This window comes from Cohnella sp. AR92 (genome assembly GCF_003990975.1).
Classification (GTDB): Bacteria; Bacillota; Bacilli; order Paenibacillales; family Paenibacillaceae; genus Cohnella.
Genome location: NZ_RZJR01000022.1, coordinates 14,837 through 31,079, shown reverse-complemented (window position 1 = coordinate 31,079; position 16,243 = coordinate 14,837). Strand labels below are relative to the sequence as shown.

General features: G+C 57.8%; 15 protein-coding genes. 4 read left to right on the top strand and 11 right to left on the bottom strand.

What is annotated here, in order from left to right:
• Positions 1-22 precede the first annotated feature (22 nt).
• The 4 genes from ELR57_RS25900 to zwf form a co-directional block, all read right to left on the bottom strand.
• Positions 23-1,360 carry a glucose-6-phosphate isomerase gene (locus ELR57_RS25900; protein WP_192896622.1) on the bottom strand — a complete coding sequence of 446 codons (1,338 nt, stop codon included), beginning with the start codon at positions 1,358-1,360 and terminating at the stop codon, positions 23-25.
• A 101-nt stretch (positions 1,361-1,461) separates the two neighbouring features.
• Positions 1,462-2,127 (bottom strand): fructose-6-phosphate aldolase, encoded by a 666-nt coding sequence (gene fsa, locus ELR57_RS25895; RefSeq protein WP_126962498.1) that lies wholly within the window; start codon positions 2,125-2,127, stop codon positions 1,462-1,464.
• Between the two features lie 40 nt (positions 2,128-2,167).
• Positions 2,168-4,162, bottom strand: a complete 1,995-nt coding sequence (gene tkt, locus ELR57_RS25890; protein ID WP_126962496.1) for a transketolase — start codon at positions 4,160-4,162, stop codon at positions 2,168-2,170.
• Positions 4,155-5,672, bottom strand: coding sequence for a glucose-6-phosphate dehydrogenase (gene zwf, locus ELR57_RS25885; protein ID WP_126962494.1), 1,518 nt, complete (start codon positions 5,670-5,672; stop codon positions 4,155-4,157). Before zwf ends, tkt begins: the two co-directional genes overlap by 8 nt.
• 117 nt (positions 5,673-5,789) lie before the next feature.
• Here zwf and ELR57_RS25880 point away from each other — a divergent pair, with 117 nt between their 5' ends.
• Positions 5,790-6,668 carry a LysR family transcriptional regulator gene (locus ELR57_RS25880; RefSeq protein WP_126962597.1) on the top strand — a complete coding sequence of 293 codons (879 nt, stop codon included), beginning with the start codon at positions 5,790-5,792 and terminating at the stop codon, positions 6,666-6,668.
• Between the two features lie 424 nt (positions 6,669-7,092).
• Here ELR57_RS25880 and ELR57_RS25875 read toward each other — a convergent pair whose 3' ends face one another.
• From ELR57_RS25875 to ELR57_RS25845, 7 genes are all read right to left on the bottom strand, one after another.
• The gene (locus ELR57_RS25875) at positions 7,093-7,518 is read right to left on the bottom strand and encodes a hypothetical protein (protein WP_126962492.1); all 426 of its coding nucleotides are present in this window, start codon (positions 7,516-7,518) and stop codon (positions 7,093-7,095) included.
• A gap of 364 nt (positions 7,519-7,882) precedes the next feature.
• Complete coding sequence (gene hisC / locus ELR57_RS25870) at positions 7,883-8,998, bottom strand: histidinol-phosphate transaminase (protein ID WP_126962490.1); 1,116 nt, start codon at positions 8,996-8,998, stop codon at positions 7,883-7,885.
• A 29-nt stretch (positions 8,999-9,027) separates the two neighbouring features.
• A complete protein-coding gene (locus tag ELR57_RS25865; protein WP_126962488.1) occupies positions 9,028-9,504 on the bottom strand; it encodes a GNAT family N-acetyltransferase in 477 nt (158 codons plus the stop codon).
• Between the two features lie 33 nt (positions 9,505-9,537).
• The gene (locus ELR57_RS25860) at positions 9,538-10,308 is read right to left on the bottom strand and encodes an ATP-binding cassette domain-containing protein (protein WP_126962486.1); all 771 of its coding nucleotides are present in this window, start codon (positions 10,306-10,308) and stop codon (positions 9,538-9,540) included.
• Between the two features lie 13 nt (positions 10,309-10,321).
• Positions 10,322-11,107: an ABC transporter permease subunit gene (locus ELR57_RS25855; protein ID WP_126962484.1), complete on the bottom strand. Its 786-nt coding sequence runs from the start codon at positions 11,105-11,107 to the stop codon at positions 10,322-10,324.
• Between the two features lie 45 nt (positions 11,108-11,152).
• Entirely contained in the window at positions 11,153-12,256 is a 1,104-nt protein-coding gene (locus ELR57_RS25850; RefSeq protein ID WP_126962482.1) for an ABC transporter substrate-binding protein, read from the bottom strand.
• 21 nt (positions 12,257-12,277) lie between these two features.
• Positions 12,278-13,384 carry an iron-containing alcohol dehydrogenase family protein gene (locus ELR57_RS25845; protein WP_126962480.1) on the bottom strand — a complete coding sequence of 369 codons (1,107 nt, stop codon included), beginning with the start codon at positions 13,382-13,384 and terminating at the stop codon, positions 12,278-12,280.
• A 348-nt stretch (positions 13,385-13,732) separates the two neighbouring features.
• On the opposite strand from ELR57_RS25845, the gene ELR57_RS25840 reads away from it, so the two are divergent.
• From ELR57_RS25840 to ELR57_RS25830, 3 genes are all read left to right on the top strand, one after another.
• The gene (locus tag ELR57_RS25840; RefSeq protein WP_126962478.1) at positions 13,733-14,104 is read left to right on the top strand and encodes a GntR family transcriptional regulator; all 372 of its coding nucleotides are present in this window, start codon (positions 13,733-13,735) and stop codon (positions 14,102-14,104) included.
• Between the two features lie 66 nt (positions 14,105-14,170).
• On the top strand, positions 14,171-14,929 hold the full coding sequence (locus ELR57_RS25835) for a hypothetical protein (protein WP_126962476.1): 759 nt from the start codon (positions 14,171-14,173) through the stop codon (positions 14,927-14,929).
• 16 nt (positions 14,930-14,945) lie between these two features.
• Positions 14,946-16,226, top strand: a complete 1,281-nt coding sequence (locus tag ELR57_RS25830) for a hypothetical protein (protein WP_126962474.1) — start codon at positions 14,946-14,948, stop codon at positions 16,224-16,226.
• The last annotated feature ends 17 nt before the right edge of the window (positions 16,227-16,243 follow it).

The window sequence follows — 16,243 nt, the reverse complement described above, 5'->3', positions numbered from 1 at the left end:
CTCTATAACATGGCTCTCTCTCTTACTTGGACAAGCGCTTCGACAGCTCTTCCTTCTGGGCCTCGTAACCCGGCTTGCCCAGCAGCGCGAACATGTTGACCTTATAGGCTTCGACTCCCGGCTGGTCGAACGGATTCACTCCGAGCAGATGGCCGCTGATGCCGCAAGCCTTCTCGAAGAAGTAAACCATCTCGCCGAAGGTGTATTCGTTCAGCTCGTCCAGCTCGACGATCAGGTTCGGAACGCCGCCGTCCACGTGCGCCAAGCGAGTGCCGATAGCGGCTTGCTTGTTCACTTCGTCCATCGTCATGCCCGCCAGGAAGTTGAGCCCGTCCAGATTGGACTTGTCGCTCTCCACCGTCAGCTCGATCTTCGGCTTCTTCACCGCCAGCACCGTCTCGATCAGGCTGCGGCGTCCTTCTTGGACGTATTGCCCCATCGAGTGCAGATCGGTGGAGAAGTCGACGGAAGCCGGATACAGAGCCTTCTGGTCCTTGCCTTCGCTCTCGCCGAACAGCTGCTTCCACCATTCCGAGACGTAGTGCAAGGAAGGTTCGAAGTTCGCGAGCAGCTCGATCGAATAGCCCTTGCGGTACAGAGCGTTGCGGACAGCCGCGTATTGGTAGCTCTCGTTGGTGGCGAGATCCGGGTTGTTGTACTTCTCGGCGGCTGCGGCCGCCCCCGCCATCATCTTGTCGATGTCGAGCCCCGCGACCGCGATCGGAAGCAGGCCGACGGCCGTCAGCACGGAATAGCGTCCGCCAACGTCGTCCGGAATGACGAACGTCTCGTAGCCTTCTTCGGAAGCCAGCGTCTTCAAGGCGCCCTTGGAAGAGTCGGTCGTAGCGAAAATCCGCTTGCGAGCCTCTTCCTTGCCGTACTTCTTCTCCATGTAATCGCGCAGAATACGGAAGGCGATCGCCGGTTCGGTCGTCGTCCCCGACTTGGAGATGACGTTCAGGGAGATATCCTTGCCTTCAAGCAGCTCTAGAAGATGGGTAACGTAGGTCGAGCTGATGTTCTGTCCGGCAAAATAAACCTGGGTGTTGCCCGGCATCTGATTATGGAACGTGTGGGACAGCGATTCGATCGCCGCGCGCGCTCCCAGATAGGAGCCGCCGATTCCGATGACGACAAGCGCCTCGGAATTGCCGCGGATGCGGCTTGCGGCCGATTTGATGCGGGCGAATTCTTCCTTGTCGTATTGGAAAGGAAGGTCCACCCAGCCCAGATAATCCGAGCCGGGACCTTTCTTATGATGAAGCCTGTCGTGAGCGGTCTTCACGAACTCGCCGAAGTAATCGACTTCGTGCTGCTGCAGGAACGGCAATGCATCGGTATAGTCGAATCGGATAGCCAACTGCAACGTCTCCTTCGCTTATAGCGTATTTCAGGCGCATTGGCGCATTGCTCTTGCGTGCGTCCTGCGTCCCAATGCGCCTAATTGCGCCTTAGTCAGTCTTACTTCTCGGTCTTTTTCCAGTCGGCGGCGAACTTCTCGATGCCTTGATCCGTCAGCGGGTGCTTGGAGAGCTGCTCGATGACAGAGAACGGAATCGTGGCGATATGCGCGCCGGCCATCGCTACGCGGGTTACGTGGTCCGGGTGGCGAACCGAAGCCGCGATGATCTGAGCGTCCAGGTTGTGCACGCGGAACAGCTCGGCGATCTTGGACACGAGCAGCACGCCGTCTTCGGAGATGTCGTCCAGGCGGCCGAGGAACGGAGACACATAAGTTGCGCCTGCGCGAGCCGCGAGCAGCGCTTGGTTGACCGTGAAGATCAACGTGACGTTCGTCTTGACGCCTTTCTTGGTCAGGTAGCGGCAAGCTTCCAGGCCGGCCAGCGTCATCGGCAGCTTGATCGTGATGTTCTTGTCGTAATTGTTGATCTTGATCAGCTCGTTCGCTTCCGCGATCATCTCTTCGGCCGTAATCGCGTTAGGCGTCACTTCGGCGGAGACGGACTCCACATCCGGAACCTCGCGAAGAATTTCCGCGATGCGGTCTTCGAACTTTACGCCTTCCTTGGCAACCAGGGAAGGATTCGTGGTAACGCCGGACAGAACGCCGACTTTGTAAGCCTTCTTGATGTCCGCCAGGTTAGCGGTGTCGATGAAGAATTTCATGGGTAACAACCTCCGTTTTGTTTTTTATTCTATTTAATGATTAATTCAGCAAATCCTTAACCAGGCGAACGACATTGGAAGTCGAGAATCCGAAGTATTCCATGACTTCTCCTCCCGGACCCGATGCGCCGAACGTATCGATGGCCAGCACCTTGCCGGATGGACCTGCATAGCGTTCCCAACCGAGCGAGATCCCCGCTTCGATCGTGAGACGCTTCGTTACGGAAGCCGGAAGAACCGATTCCTTGTACGCGGCGTCTTGGCGGTCGAACAGCTCGCGGCTCGGCATGGCGACGACGCGGACGGACACGTTGTCCTTCTCCAGTTCTGCCTTCGCGCTCATGGCCAAGGACACTTCCGAGCCGGTTGCGGCCAGAATGACGTCCGGATTCGCGTTCGTCTCCGACAGGATATAGGCTCCCTTCGCGACGCCTTCCACATTCGCCTTCGTCGCTTCGTAGATCGGAAGGTTCTGGCGGCTCAGAACGAGCGCGACCGGACCGTCCTTCTGCTGGAGCGCATAAGCCCAAGCGGCTGCCGTCTCGTTGGCGTCGGTAGGACGGATGACCGTGAGGCCCGGGATGGTGCGCAGCGCCGCGAGGTGCTCGACCGGCTCGTGCGTCGGTCCGTCTTCGCCAACCGCGATGGAGTCATGCGTAAAGACGTAGATGACAGGCAGCTTCTGCAGCGCGGCCAGACGGATGGACGGGCGCAGGTAATCGCTGAAGACGAAGAACGTGCTGACGAACGGCTGAACCCCGCCGTGCAGCGCCATGCCGTTGCCGGCCGCGCCCATCGCGTGTTCGCGGACGCCGAAGTAGACGTTGCGTCCCGCGTACGATTCGATCGCGAAGATCGCTTCCCCGCCGATATCGGTCATCGTGGAGTGCGACAGGTCCGCGCTTCCTCCGAAGATCGTCGGCACGCGCTTCACGAAGTGGTTGATCGCGTTGCCGCTGGCGACGCGGGTGGAGACGCTCTTCGCCGTATCGAACGTCAGGATGTCTCCCGCTTCGATCAGGACCTTGCCTTGGATCGCTTGATCCAGCTCTTGGCCGAGCTCAGGGTACTGCTTCTTATAGGCAGCGAACAGCTGATTCCAAGCCGCTTCCTTCTCTTCGCCCTTCTTCTTCAATCCTTCGAAGTGGGCTCTCACTTCCGCCGGGACGGTGAACTCTTCCTCGTAGTTCCAGCCGTATGCTTCCTTCGTCGATTTGGCTTCATCCTTGCCGAGCGGAGCGCCGTGGGCCTTGTTCGTTCCGGCGACCTTGCTTCCGTATCCGATGATCGTGCGAACCTCGATCAGGGTCGGCTGCTGCGTATTCTGCTTAGCCGCCTCGATTGCCTTCGCGATCGCCGCGGTATCGTTGCCGTCCTCGACCCGAAGATACTGCCATTGAGCGGACTCCGCGCGCTTCTGAACATTTTCGCCGAAGCTCAGGTTCAGATCCCCGTCGAGGGAGATGTCGTTCGAATCGTACAGGACGATCAGCTTGCCCAGCTTCATGTGGCCGGCCATCGACATCGCTTCGTAAGAGATCCCTTCCATCAGGCAGCCGTCGCCGACGAGCGCATACGTGTGATGGTCCACGACCGGATAGCCTTCTTGGTTGAACTTCGCGGCCAGATGGGCTTCCGCCATCGCCATCCCGACCGCATTCGCGATCCCTTGACCCAGAGGACCCGTCGTCGCGTCAACGCCGTCCGTGTGACCGAACTCGGGATGTCCCGGCGTCTTGCTGTTCAGCTTGCGGAACTGCTTCACGTCGTCCAGCGATACCTTGTAGCCGAACAAATGCAGCAAGCTGTAGAGCAGAGCGGAACCGTGTCCGGCGGACAGGACGAAGCGATCGCGGTTAAACCACTTCGAATGGCTCGGATTGTGGTTCAGCGCTTGCGCCCAGAGGGTGTAGGCCATCGGAGCGGCCCCCATCGGCAGGCCCGGATGGCCGGAGTTCGCCGCGTTGATGGCGTCGATGGACAGGGTGCGGATCGTATCGATCGCGAGTTGATCAAGGGTTAACGTGTTAGGCATATTGTTCTTCTCCTTCTCGTTTAGCGTCTTGCGCTTTGGCGTCTTGTTCGTCGAACCACCAGTGGAAGCCGTCTTGTGCCAGAAGCTCGCCGGATTCCTTCGGGCCGTAGGAGCCCGCTTCATAGAGATGCAGCGGAACCTCGTTGTTCTCGAAGGCCTTCAGGATCGGCTCCACCCACTGCCAGGAGAGCTCGACTTCATCCCAGTGGGCGAAGAAGGTGGAATCCCCTCGGAAGGCATCGTGGATCAGGTTCTCATACGCTTCCGCCGTGTTGTCGCGGTGGGTATGAAGATCGACGTGGAGCGGCTTGAAGCCGCCGTCGCCGTCCGGGTCTCTCGTGTTGAGCTGCAGCGTGATGCTCTCGTTCGGAGCCATCTCGAACACGAGCAGGTTCGGGGCGATCGTGGAATCCTTCGACGGGGTCGCTTGCTTCAGCGGCTCCTTGAATTCGATCACGATGCGGGTAGCCTTCTCCTTCAGGCGCTTGCCTGTCCGGATATAGACCGGGACGCCGCGCCAGAAGTAGTTGTCGATTGCCAGCTTGGCCGCGACGAACGTGTCGTTGTTCGAATCGGCCGGGATGCCCGGCTCCGACTTGTAAGCCTCGACCGGCTTGCCGTTGACGGAACCCGCCTTGTACTGGCCGCGGATGACCTGGGAGGCGATGTTCCCGGCTTGCACGGGCACGAGAGCTTCCACGACGTCCTTCTTCCGGGCGCGCACGTCGCCGGGGCTGCTGTCGCTCGGAAGATGGATCGCCAGCATCATCAGCAGCTGCAGCAGGTGATTCTGGAACATGTCGCGGATAGCGCCGGACTTGTCGTAATACCCCGCTCTCTCTTCCACGCCGACCGTCTCGATCGCCGTAATCTGCACGTTGGCGATATAACGGTTCGTCCAGAACGCTTGCAGAACCGGATTCGCGTGCTGCAGCATCTCCATCTTCTGAACGACCGGCTTGCCGAGGTAGTGGTCGATTCGGAAAACCTCTTCCTCCGCGAACGCCGCGCTCAGCTTCTTATTGAGATCCCGGGCCGACGCCAGGTCGTGGCCGAACGGCTTCTCGATGACCAGCCGCTTCCAGCCCTTCGTCGATCCCAAGCCGCTGGACTTGATGTTGAACGCGATCGTCTCGAAGAACTCGGGGCCGACCGACAGATAGAACAACCGGTTCTGCGGAATGCCGAGCTCCTCTTCGCGCTTCTCGACCAGAGTCAGCAGCTTCTTGTAGTCATCCTCTTGGCCCACGTCCAGAACGCTGTAACGGAACGCGCCGAGGAACTGCCCCAGCTTCTCCTCGTCTTCCGCTTTGCGTCTGGAGAACGTCTGGATCGATTGCGCGACGTTCTCTTGAAGCTTGGCGTCGGACCATTCCCTTCTGCCAAGCCCGATAACCGAGAACGACTTCGGAAGCTTGCCGTCGGCGAACAAATTATAGAGGGCGGGGTAGATTTTTCTCTTGGCCAAATCCCCTGTCGCCCCGAACAAGACAATCGTAGCTGCCTCCATGGTTACTCCGTCTCCTTCCATGTGCCACTTATGGCTTCTCGTCTGTATTTTCACTATAATACGAATAAGCGATATAAGTGTAATTAATATATTTCACAGGAGATATAGACCATGTCTATGGCTAATAACTATGAGCTATACAAAGTTTTCTATTGGGCGGCAAAAACAGGGAGTTTGTCCCAGGCAGCCAAAGCGCTCTATATCACCCAGCCCAGCGTCAGCCATGCCATCAAGCAGCTCGAGGACAGCTTCGGAATCACGCTGTTCTATCGAACCTCCAAAGGGGTATCGCTGACTCGGGAAGGCTCCCTGCTCTACTCCTATATCGAACAATCCCAGATCTTCATCTCGCTCGCCGAAGAGAAGATGGCCGCTCTCAAGAACCTCGAAAGCGGAGAGCTGCGGATCGGCGGCAGCGATTCGCTGTTCAAGCATTACCTGCTGCCGTATCTGGAGGAATATCACGAGAAATACCCCGGGATCCGGCTGCACCTGAATCACGGAACGACGCCGGAAGTTATCACCTTCCTCAAGGAAGGGCGCATCGATCTCGGGGTCGTGCGGATGCCGATCGTCGATCCCCAGTTAGAGGTTCGCGAGAGCATCCAGCTGCAGGACTGCTTCGTTGCCGGCGCCCGTTACGAAGAGCTCCGCAACCGCAAGCTGACGCTCAGCGAGCTGCTCGAATACCCCGTCATCCTCTTCTCGCGCAACAGCCGCGCCCGGATGACGATTACCGAGCTGTTCAACAGCTACGGCTACAAGCTGAAGCCCGAGATCGAGGTCGGCAGCGTCGACCTGCTGATCGAGTTCGCGCGCCGCGGGCTCGGCATCTCCTACGTGACGCGGGAGTTCGTCTCCCAGGAGCTCGAGGACGGCTCGCTCTTCGAGATCCAACTGGACGTGGAGATTCCTCCCTCCCACCTAGGCACGATGATCATGCGCAACATGCCTCTCTCCGTCGCGGCAACCCGGTTTATCGAGATGATCGGATAAAAGGGATAGCAGGAGGCAAGAGAGAGTGCGGAGATTCCGGAGATTCCGGAGATTCCGGAATTCCGGGTTTCGGGATTCGTGATTCCGAGATTTCCGGATTCGGGATTCCGGGATTGGGCGAAAATTCAGGATCTCTTAAGGTTCGCATCAGGCAGATTTAAGGATGAAGCGGTAAGATACTCTCACAACCCCTTATGATAGATAGATAAGAACCCGCGGTCCCATGCCGCGGGTTCTTCTTTGCACAAGCGTCCCTTGCGGGTCGCTCTTCTTGCGTTTATTCGCAATCTCCGCTGCCGGATTATCGCGCCTCTCCCATTCGCTCAGGAAGAAGTAGTAATATCGGATAAAATCCTGAGCGAATGGGAGAGGCGGCATAGGCATTCGCGCAGGCGAACCGATATAGCAAAGAGGTGGATTGCCGTTAGGCCTTTTGGATTTTGAAACTGAATTTCCACTCGGCGGCGTTGCCGGAATATCTGCCTCGGTTCTCGACCACCGTTACCTTAATGGACTTTGTTACTGTTTTTGTAATCGAAGAGGCCTTGACGGAAGTACTCGAAGTTCCTTTATCCGGTATTTTATCCTGCTCTTCCGCATATGCCTTCAAAGTCAGACTATCCGTGGATTTAAGACTGAGCGTGAGAGCTTTATCCAGTTGAACTTCTTTACCGTTAACGTAAGCTGCCGTATACCATTCATTGCCGACATGGTCGTTCTCTACTAGTTCGGCGCTTGTTAACGTCACCTTGATTTTAACCGTTTTTGATTCCGCCGCCGTAACCGGTTGTACGACCGCTATTAGCAAGATAGAACAAATAAGCAATAGCAGATTCGCTTTCTTAAGCATTGAGAGTGCCTCCCTCAAGTTTTTGTATAATTAATTTAATTCTTCCAAAAATCGATAATTCCTTTCGGAAGAGAAGGCCTGGGCCAGGTTGATGAATGTATTCGAATTTTCGAATACAAATTTCTAGGAATCGGCAATTTGGTTCATTGTATATGAAATATCGCATACAAATTATGATTTATTTCGAAAATGAGCTGTTTCTATATGATTTTTCGAATACAATCGCTGATTTCCAGCAATTGACGTCGATTATACTCGAAAAATCACATAGATTCGCAGCGGCGGTTTCTCCGTCGATACCATCCCTAATTGAGGAAAAGGCTTGGAGAAGAGGGCTCGCCCCCCTCTATCTCCAAGCCTATTCTTATTTGTTCGACGACGATGAAGCCACGGCCAGAGCCTCGCTTAGTTTCTCGATGACGAGGCGATTCTCTTCCGGCTTGCCGATGGAGATGCGCAGCCAGCTCGGCATGCCGAAGTCGCTGCCGGGGCGAACGAGGACGCCTTGGCGGAGCAGCTCCGCGAAGACGGACGAGCTGTCGAAGCCCAAGTCGACCATCAGGAAGTTGGTCTCCGTAGGAAGATAGGACAGGCCGAGCTCGCGGAAGGAATCGTAATAATACTGTTTGCCGGCGCGGTTGTTGTCGAGCACCGCTTGGACGAACGCCGTATCGTCAAGGCTTGCCGTTGCGGCCGCTTGGGCGAGCGCGCTGACATTCGGCGGCAGCCGGAGCCGGTTGAGCGTGCGGATGGTCTCTTCCGCGGCAACGGCATAGCCGACCCGGATGCCCGCGAGCCCGTAAACCTTGGAGAAGGTGCGAAGAGCGATGAGATTCGGGTATCGGTCGAGCAGCTTGACGGTATCGGGATAGTCCGGTTGATCGACGTATTCGAAGTAGGCTTCGTCCACCACGACGGCGATCTCGGGGGACAGATCCGCGAGGAAGGTCTCCAGCTCTTCCTCCCCGTAATAGGTGCCCGTCGGGTTGTTGGGATTACACAACCACACGAGCTTGGTTCGCTCCGTCACCGCCGCCTTCAGATCGTTCAGCCCGATCTTATGGTTGCGAAGAGGCACCTCGACGGGCACTCCTCCCGCGGCTAACGTCGCCACCTTGTACCAGCCGAATGAGGGCACCGGGATGACGGCTTCATCGCCCGGGCTGAGGTAAGCTTGGGCGGATAGGGACAGCAACTCGAACGAGCCGTTCCCGAACAGCAGCCGATCGGGGGAAAAGCCCCTGGCTGCGGACAGCTTGGCACGCAGCCGAGTGGCGAAGCTGTCCGGATACAGATGGATCGTGGAGACCGCCTCCCGGATCGCCTGTTCGACTAGCGGAGAGAAGCCCAACGTATTCTCGTTGGCGGCCAGCCGCACGACCGGCCTGTCGTTCGTCTCCCGCTTCGTCTCCTCGGTCGACTTGGCCGGAGCATAAACCTGAATCCGCTTAAGCGATTCCCGAATCGGTAGAGCGCACATGAATAGACCTCCTTATCTACGACGCCGCTTCACCCTTTGATCTCGGCGGCGGTCAAATCCTTCTGAAAAGCATGGACAAGCTCCCAATCCCCATCGAAACGCGCGATCGGATAATAGCCGACCCTCTCGTAGAGCTTCACCGCTTCCGGCTGAAGCGGACCGGTCTGCAGCTTGAGGCTCGCGTAGCCGAACTCCAGCGCCAAGCGCTCGATCTCCGCCAGGATGGCCTGGGCCACGCCTTGCCGGCGATAGTCGGAGCGGGTATACATGCGCTTGACCTCGGCGGTCGAGACGTCCAAGGGACGAAGCGCGCCGCAGCCCACGGGATACCCGTTCAACCGGGCCACGACGAAAGCCGCCCTCGGTTGCTCCACATCCTCCGGATGAAAGCCGGCGCCGCCATCCTCCACTTGATAGAGCGCGGCCAATTCCGCGCTCAGCTCCTTGATCAGCTCCACCGAATCCGCATAGCGGACATCCTCGGCTGCCGCAACGATTCTTGCCATCGCTCGCCCTCTCCTTTGCTCTTCTATTTACGTTTAGATAGAATAGCTAAGCTTGCGCTCCTTCACCGGATACGCGGCGTCATTCCTGCCCAGAACGCGGTTCAGAATGATCTGCTCATAGTGAGCGAAGCCGCTGTCCCGCTCGCGCGGCCGATCGAGCGCGATTCGCGTGTCCATCGCCACGCTTCCCTCCTCGATAAGCAGAACGCGATCGGCCAAAGCCACCGCTTCGCTGACGTCGTGCGTCACGAGCAGCACCGTGAAGCCTTCCTCCAACCACAGCTGCTCGATCAATTGCTGCATCTCGATGCGGGTCAAAGCGTCCAACGCTCCAAGAGGCTCGTCGAGCAGCAGAAGACGGGGACCGCTTGCCAGCGCCCGGGCCAGAGCCACGCGCTGCTTCTGGCCTCCGGACAGCACCGCCGGCCATTCCCGTCCGCGATCCGCAAGACCGACATGGCGCAGGGCTTCCTCCGCCAGCTTGCGGTCTCCTCTCGCTCCGATCCTGACATTGTCCAGGATCGACTTCCATGGCAGAAGACGGGACTCCTGGAACAGCACCCGAGTGTCTTCCGAGGGCCGGCCATTAGACGATTCTCCCCGCCATACCGAACCTTCCGTAGGCTCCTCGAGCCCCGCTATCAGACGCAGCAGCGTGCTTTTGCCGCAACCGCTTCGTCCGACGATCGCCACGAATTCGCCTTCCTCGATGGACAGATCCACCTGGCTCAGCACCTGCTTGTCGCCGAACCGAATGCCGATCTGCTTCAGGTCGACGGCCGTACCCCTCCTTGGCTTGGTCATCCTTCGTCCCTCCTTACTTGCGTGAATAATTCGGATTCCACCTCAAGAGGCGTTTCTCTAACAGCTTCGCGATGCTATCCGAGAGCTTGCCGAGCAAGGCGTAGATCAGAATGCTGAGCACGATAACGTCGAGCTCGAAGAACTCCCTGGCGGTCATCGCCATGTAGCCGATCCCCGAATCCGTCGCCACCGTCTCCGCCACGATAAGAACGAGCCAGGTAATCCCGAGCGCATAGCGGATTCCGACCAGGATGGACGGAAGGGCTCCCGGCAGGATGACGTCCCGGTACAGAGCGAATCGGCTTAGGCCGTACACTCTGCCCATCTCGATCAGCCCGGGATCGACCGAGCGGATTCCGTGGAAGGTGTTCAGGTACACGGGGAAAAAGACGCCGAGCGCCACGAGCGCCAGCTTGAGCTCCTCCCCGATCCCGAACCAGATGATGAACAAGGGGAGCAATGCGAATAAGGGGATGTTGCGGACCATCTGGACCGTCGTGTCGGACACGTCCTCTGCGGCCTTCGACAGCCCGTTTAGCAAGCCGAGCGCGAAGCCGATTCCCCCTCCGATCAAGAAGCCGAGCAGCGCCCGAAGGGCGCTTATTCCGAGATTCCGTTCCAGCTCGCCGCTGCGAAGCGTATCGACCAGCACCTTCCATACCTCGGTCGGCTTCGGCAGCGTGTGGGCGGCAATGACGCCGGTCGTCGTCAGTACGTGCCACAATGCGAGAATAAGGACGGGGAGCGCCCATGGGAGCGCTCTTCTCCTCCAAAGCTGTCCTGCGGATTGACGTTTCATCCTTCGCCGATCGCCTCCTTCCTCCTATGCCAACGCAACCCTTCTCTACTTGATCTCGGCGCTGAAGGCATCCGAGTACAAGGCGCTGACGTCTATCTTGTTCTCCAGCAAGCCCAAGCCGTGCAGCGTATCGGCGACATCCTGATTCGAAGCGATCGCCGCCGGCGAGATCGGAACGATCTTCGTCGGCCGCTGGGCCTCGCCATCCTTGAGCGTCTGCAGCGCTTGCCCCACGTCCTGCTTGGTGGCGGCCGCGACGATCTTGGACCATTCCTCCTGATGATTGCGGGTCCATTCGCTGTACTTGTTCAGCCGGCTCAGATAATCGACGATAGCGGCGTGCTTGCCCGGATCGGCAATGGCTGCCGGAGTCGCTTCGATCGGGAAGTTGCCCGACAGGATATCCTTCGCGCTGGCCAGAGTCGTCGCTCCCTTGTCATGAGCGGAAGTAATCGCGTTCCCGTAGCTGGCGAGCGCTTCGACTTTGCCGCTCAAGAGCGCGCTCAGACCGTCCGCCGTCGACAGCTCGACGGGCTCGATATCGTTCCAGGTCAGGCCCGCTTGCTCCAGAATCTTGACCAGGAAGTATTGCGCAGTCGTCGCTTTGACATAGGCGACCTTCTTGCCCTTCAGGTCGGCGACCGTCTTGATCTTGGAATCCTTCGGAATGACCACTTCTTGGTTCAGGGTGTTCGAATTGGAGAGCGCGATGATCTTGAAGTTGCCTCCCCCGGCGGCGAGGGATGCGAAGATCGGCGGAATCTCGCTTGTCAGCGCCAGATCGAGGTGATCCGCCGCGATCGCCTCAAGCTGGAGATTGCCTCCTTGGAAGACGCTGTACTCGATCTTATAGGGAGTATCGTTCAATCCGGCGGCCTTCAAGCCTTGCTCGTACGTTCCCCAGCCGGTCTGGCCGACGCGCAGCGTCACTTTGCTCAGATCGGCGGCCGGATCGGCGGCTGCCGCGGACTCCGACGGGGAAGGGGCTTCGGAGGAGGACTGGCTGGAGGCTGCAGCCGAAGCGGAGGGGGAAGCGGCTCCCGCCGACGTCTCGTTGGTCTTGTTCGAGTTGCCGCAAGCGGCCAGGGATACGAGCGATACGAGCAAGAATAAGGACAGCGCCGTCTGACGCAAATGAATTTTTCTCATGGTTAGGTCCACCTCTCTGGTTTAAACGGGAATCTGCGAATGAATGATTGTTCTGCCAATGCGGTCGGCCTCTGCGATCGCCGCGGCCAGCCGGTCCGCGTCGGCCTCGAAGGCCAGCCGATCCAGGACGTCCTGCGGGAATCGAATGCGGGAGGCAACGGCGGCAATGGCCGCGCTTGAATCGCCGACGATGCCCAGCTCCTGAAGCGTGATCGGAAGGTCCAGCGAGCGGTGCAGCCTCGCCAGCTCCTCGGCCTCCGCTCTCTTGCCTTCCAGGACAAGCTGAGCAAGCAAGCCGAAGGCGACTTTCTCTCCGTGCAGCGAGCCATGGGTCTCCGGAAGCCAGGTAAGCGCATCGTGGATCGCGTGGGCGAAGCCGGCTCGCCGAACCTCGCTGGTGACGCTGCCGACCAACCCCGCAAGCAGGAAGATCGAATCGGTCACATCGGCGAAGGCGGGGTGACTCTCATGGCGCTCGAGGGCGTTGTAGACCGGAACCGCGTGCTCCTTCAGAATGTCCAGCGCCAGGCGGGACGTGCTCAGCCCGATCCGCGCATCCAGCCCGCCAAGCTCTCCGGGCTTCACATTAATTCCGATCTCGTACCACTTCACGAGGGTGTCTCCGATCCCGGAAGCCAGGTATCTCCGGGGCGCGTCGGACAGGATGCCCGTATCCGCCAGCACCAGAGCGGGAGAGCTCCCCAGCGGCAAGTAGCCCGCCGAACGGCCTTCGTCGTCATAGAGCACCGTGAGCGCGGACCATGCCGCGCAGGTCGCCGCGATCGTCGGCACCGTTACGACGGGAAGGCCCAGCCGGTCTCCGACCGCTTTGGTCAGATCGAGCACGGTACCTCCTCCGATACCGAGAATGACGTCGACTTCGAACCGTTCGGCCTCTTCCGAGAGCCGCTCGATATTCGCCAACGTGCATGGACCTTCCAACAACCGAACCGAGAAGACGATTCCCTCTTGCTTTAAGCTATCCGTCAGCGCCGGGCCGGCCTTGCTCCACGCCGTTCGTCCGGCAATGGCGTAAACCTTCGAGCCTAGAGCGGCGATTCTCGGTCCGGCCTTCCCGAGATTTCCCGGTTCGTTCGAATAAGCTGCAGGCGTTTTTGCCACGATCATGTCGTCGTTCCCCCTTTTTCCTCAACCATCTCCTAACCGTTCCGCATAACGAGAAGAGGCCAAGAACCAGACGGTGCCAGCTCGGGCATAGGTGTCTGTTCCTTGGCCTCCGGCGATCCGGTGGGCCCCCGCAAGCGGGTACGCAGTCAATTACCAATTAAGTTAAGTGTTTTAGTTGGATTAAACCGAGTATAGAGGGCTGCGCCCGACACTGTCAACGGGACCGCTAATCGAAAAAATCTATCCGTCGTTCAGCATATCCTATCGTTCGATCATCCAACTATTGACAGTTTACTGTACTATGACCATAATACAATCAGCACCAAAACAAAGCGGGTGAAGAGACGCGTGTTGGATATCCAAGGACTCAAGCTGAACAATCGTGACCCCGTCTACCTGCAGGTCGTTCATTACGTTAAGCGGCAAATCCTGCTGCGCGCGGTCCAATCGGGAGACCGCATGCCGTCCCGCAGGGAGCTTGCCGCCCAGTTGAATATCAATCCCAATACCGCGCAGAAGGCGTTCAAAGCCATGGAAGACGAGGGCTTCGTCCAGACGAGCAGCACCTCCGGAAGCGTCCTCTATGTCGACGAGGCCATCTACCGCCGGATCGAAGAGGAATTGACCCGCGAGCTGGTTCGCTCGTTCGTCGCCGAAGCGAGAGAGAGCCGCTTGTCCCTGGAAAATGTCATGCAGCTGATACGCGAGTATTGGGATTGACTCGTTTGTACGTTCCGAGTTCGTTCGAATATCATTTTCAATTTCCCCCTAGCGAGGTGGACCTTCTTGAAGGGTTTCTATCGTCTTCTTAATCTGGAGTTCGTCTCCTGGATCCGATTCCTGGCCGGTCTGCTTGTGGGCTCTTTCTCTCTCTCGCTCCTGCTGTTGAACTCGGCCTCTCGCTTTAGCCCATGGACGAATCAACCGAGATACGAGGATCTATTCGTCTCTTCCGGCTGCACGATCGTCTTTTTCATTGCTTTCGTTCTTCTCTGTCTCTATTTCCTGAAGTCGGTCTATGCCGGCTATTGGGGGAGCAAAAGCGTCTATAGTTACCTCACGCTGCCCGTTCGCCGAGATGCGCTCTACTGGAGCAAGCTGCTCGTCTTCGCTACCGGCATGCTGCTGTTGATCGCCGTTCAGCTTCTCGTCTTCCGCCTTGGCTATGCGCTCGTCGACAGCCGCTACACAAGCGGATTCGGGATGCACAACGGCTGGTATCTCGCCCTTATCCGTTCGGAATTCATTCGCATTCTCTTGCCCTTGAGCCTTAGCCGTCTCTTGTCGACCCTCAGCCTGCTGCTTGCCATTGCCGCCGGTCTCTACTACGGGGCCTTATGCGAACGCAGCCGCAAGTATTACGGCTTCTTCGGAATTGCCGCAGCGGCCTTCTTGATCGTCAAAGTGCTCCTTTATCGGATGAACGAAACCTTGTATGACGCCGATCCGCACAGCCTTTATGGAAGCAGCCTGCTGCTGCTCGCTTTCGCGGCCGCTTTCGTCTGGCACGGCATTTATCTTCTTCGTCGGGGATCCATTGCATAGAAAAGGAGGGACCGAGATGCGTTTACGATTGCCAAGAATGCCGAGATTCATTAGAAAACATGCCGCCCTGTTCGCCCTTGCCGCAGCCCTCATCATCATTCTGGGGACTGCTGCGGACGCCTTCGCGAGAAAAGACAACGGCACCTTCTACTTGAAGGATATCAGCGGCAGCCGCGAAGCCTTGAACGGCGTCTCGATCGGCGGGGAATTAAGCGACGGCTACCAGAGGACGGCGTTCGCTATTCGGGATGGACGGCTGACGTCCAATACTCATCTGAACGAACAGCCAAAGCGGGTTCAGCCATTTATGGAATTCTGGACGGGTGGCAACAGAATTCCGGGCTGGATCTATATGGCTCAAATAGACAGCAATCAGATTGCTATCTCCTCTTATACCGCTAACGAGTTGACTGGACTTTGGCTGATCTCGGGCAAGACCTCGGTGAATCCGCAACTCGAATACCCGACGAAGAATAAACCCGTCTTTACAAACGAGCTGCCTTATGGCATCGCCAAGATCGGAGACAAGGTCTTCTTTACGCCGCCCGTTATTGCCGGAACGAAAGGAACAGGCACCATCTATGAATTGACCTTCTACGATTGGGTCCTTGAAATGCAGAATAAACTTGCCAATTACAAAGCGGTCCCCGTCGTCGAGTACAGTTTGGAGCCGGAGGAACCTTCCGAAGCGAACGGAATCGACGTGCTCGGACTCGAAGCCGTAGGCGACAAGCTGGTTCTTCTAAGCGCGGAGAACGAGACGCTCCGCATCCGAAGCTTCGACAGCGCCAGCGGCAGCCTGCTCGGGGAAGCGCGACTGCCGGATTTCCGCTTGAACCAGATGGCGTCCGATGGGGATTCCTATAAACCCGCCTATAAAGCGGAGTCGGTAGACGGGGAGAATCGATTGTATCTTCGTTTTCCGGGCGGTCCCCAGCTGCTCCTGAGCGTGAACCTTTCGAACGGTGTCGAGCTGGAGAACGTCGCCCGCCTAAATCTCGAGGACAGCGAGGAAGAGGATTATAATAGCCTCACCTATATGAGAGAACGGAATGGAAAGCTCTATGTATTCAGAACGACAAGAGAGCAAACAGATGAGAAGGATCTCCCGAACCGTCTGACGTTCCCTTGGCATGGATACGTTTATGCATACGACGACTCGGCCTTACTCTACCAAGGGGAGCTCGTGACCGACATAAACGACGACTTGCTCGAGTTGCTCAATCGTACGGACAACGGCGGATTCCCGGACGACTCCGTTCGCTATCGGAACTTCCGTAAGATCTCCATTCCCTAATCAAGCCCGAAAGGAGA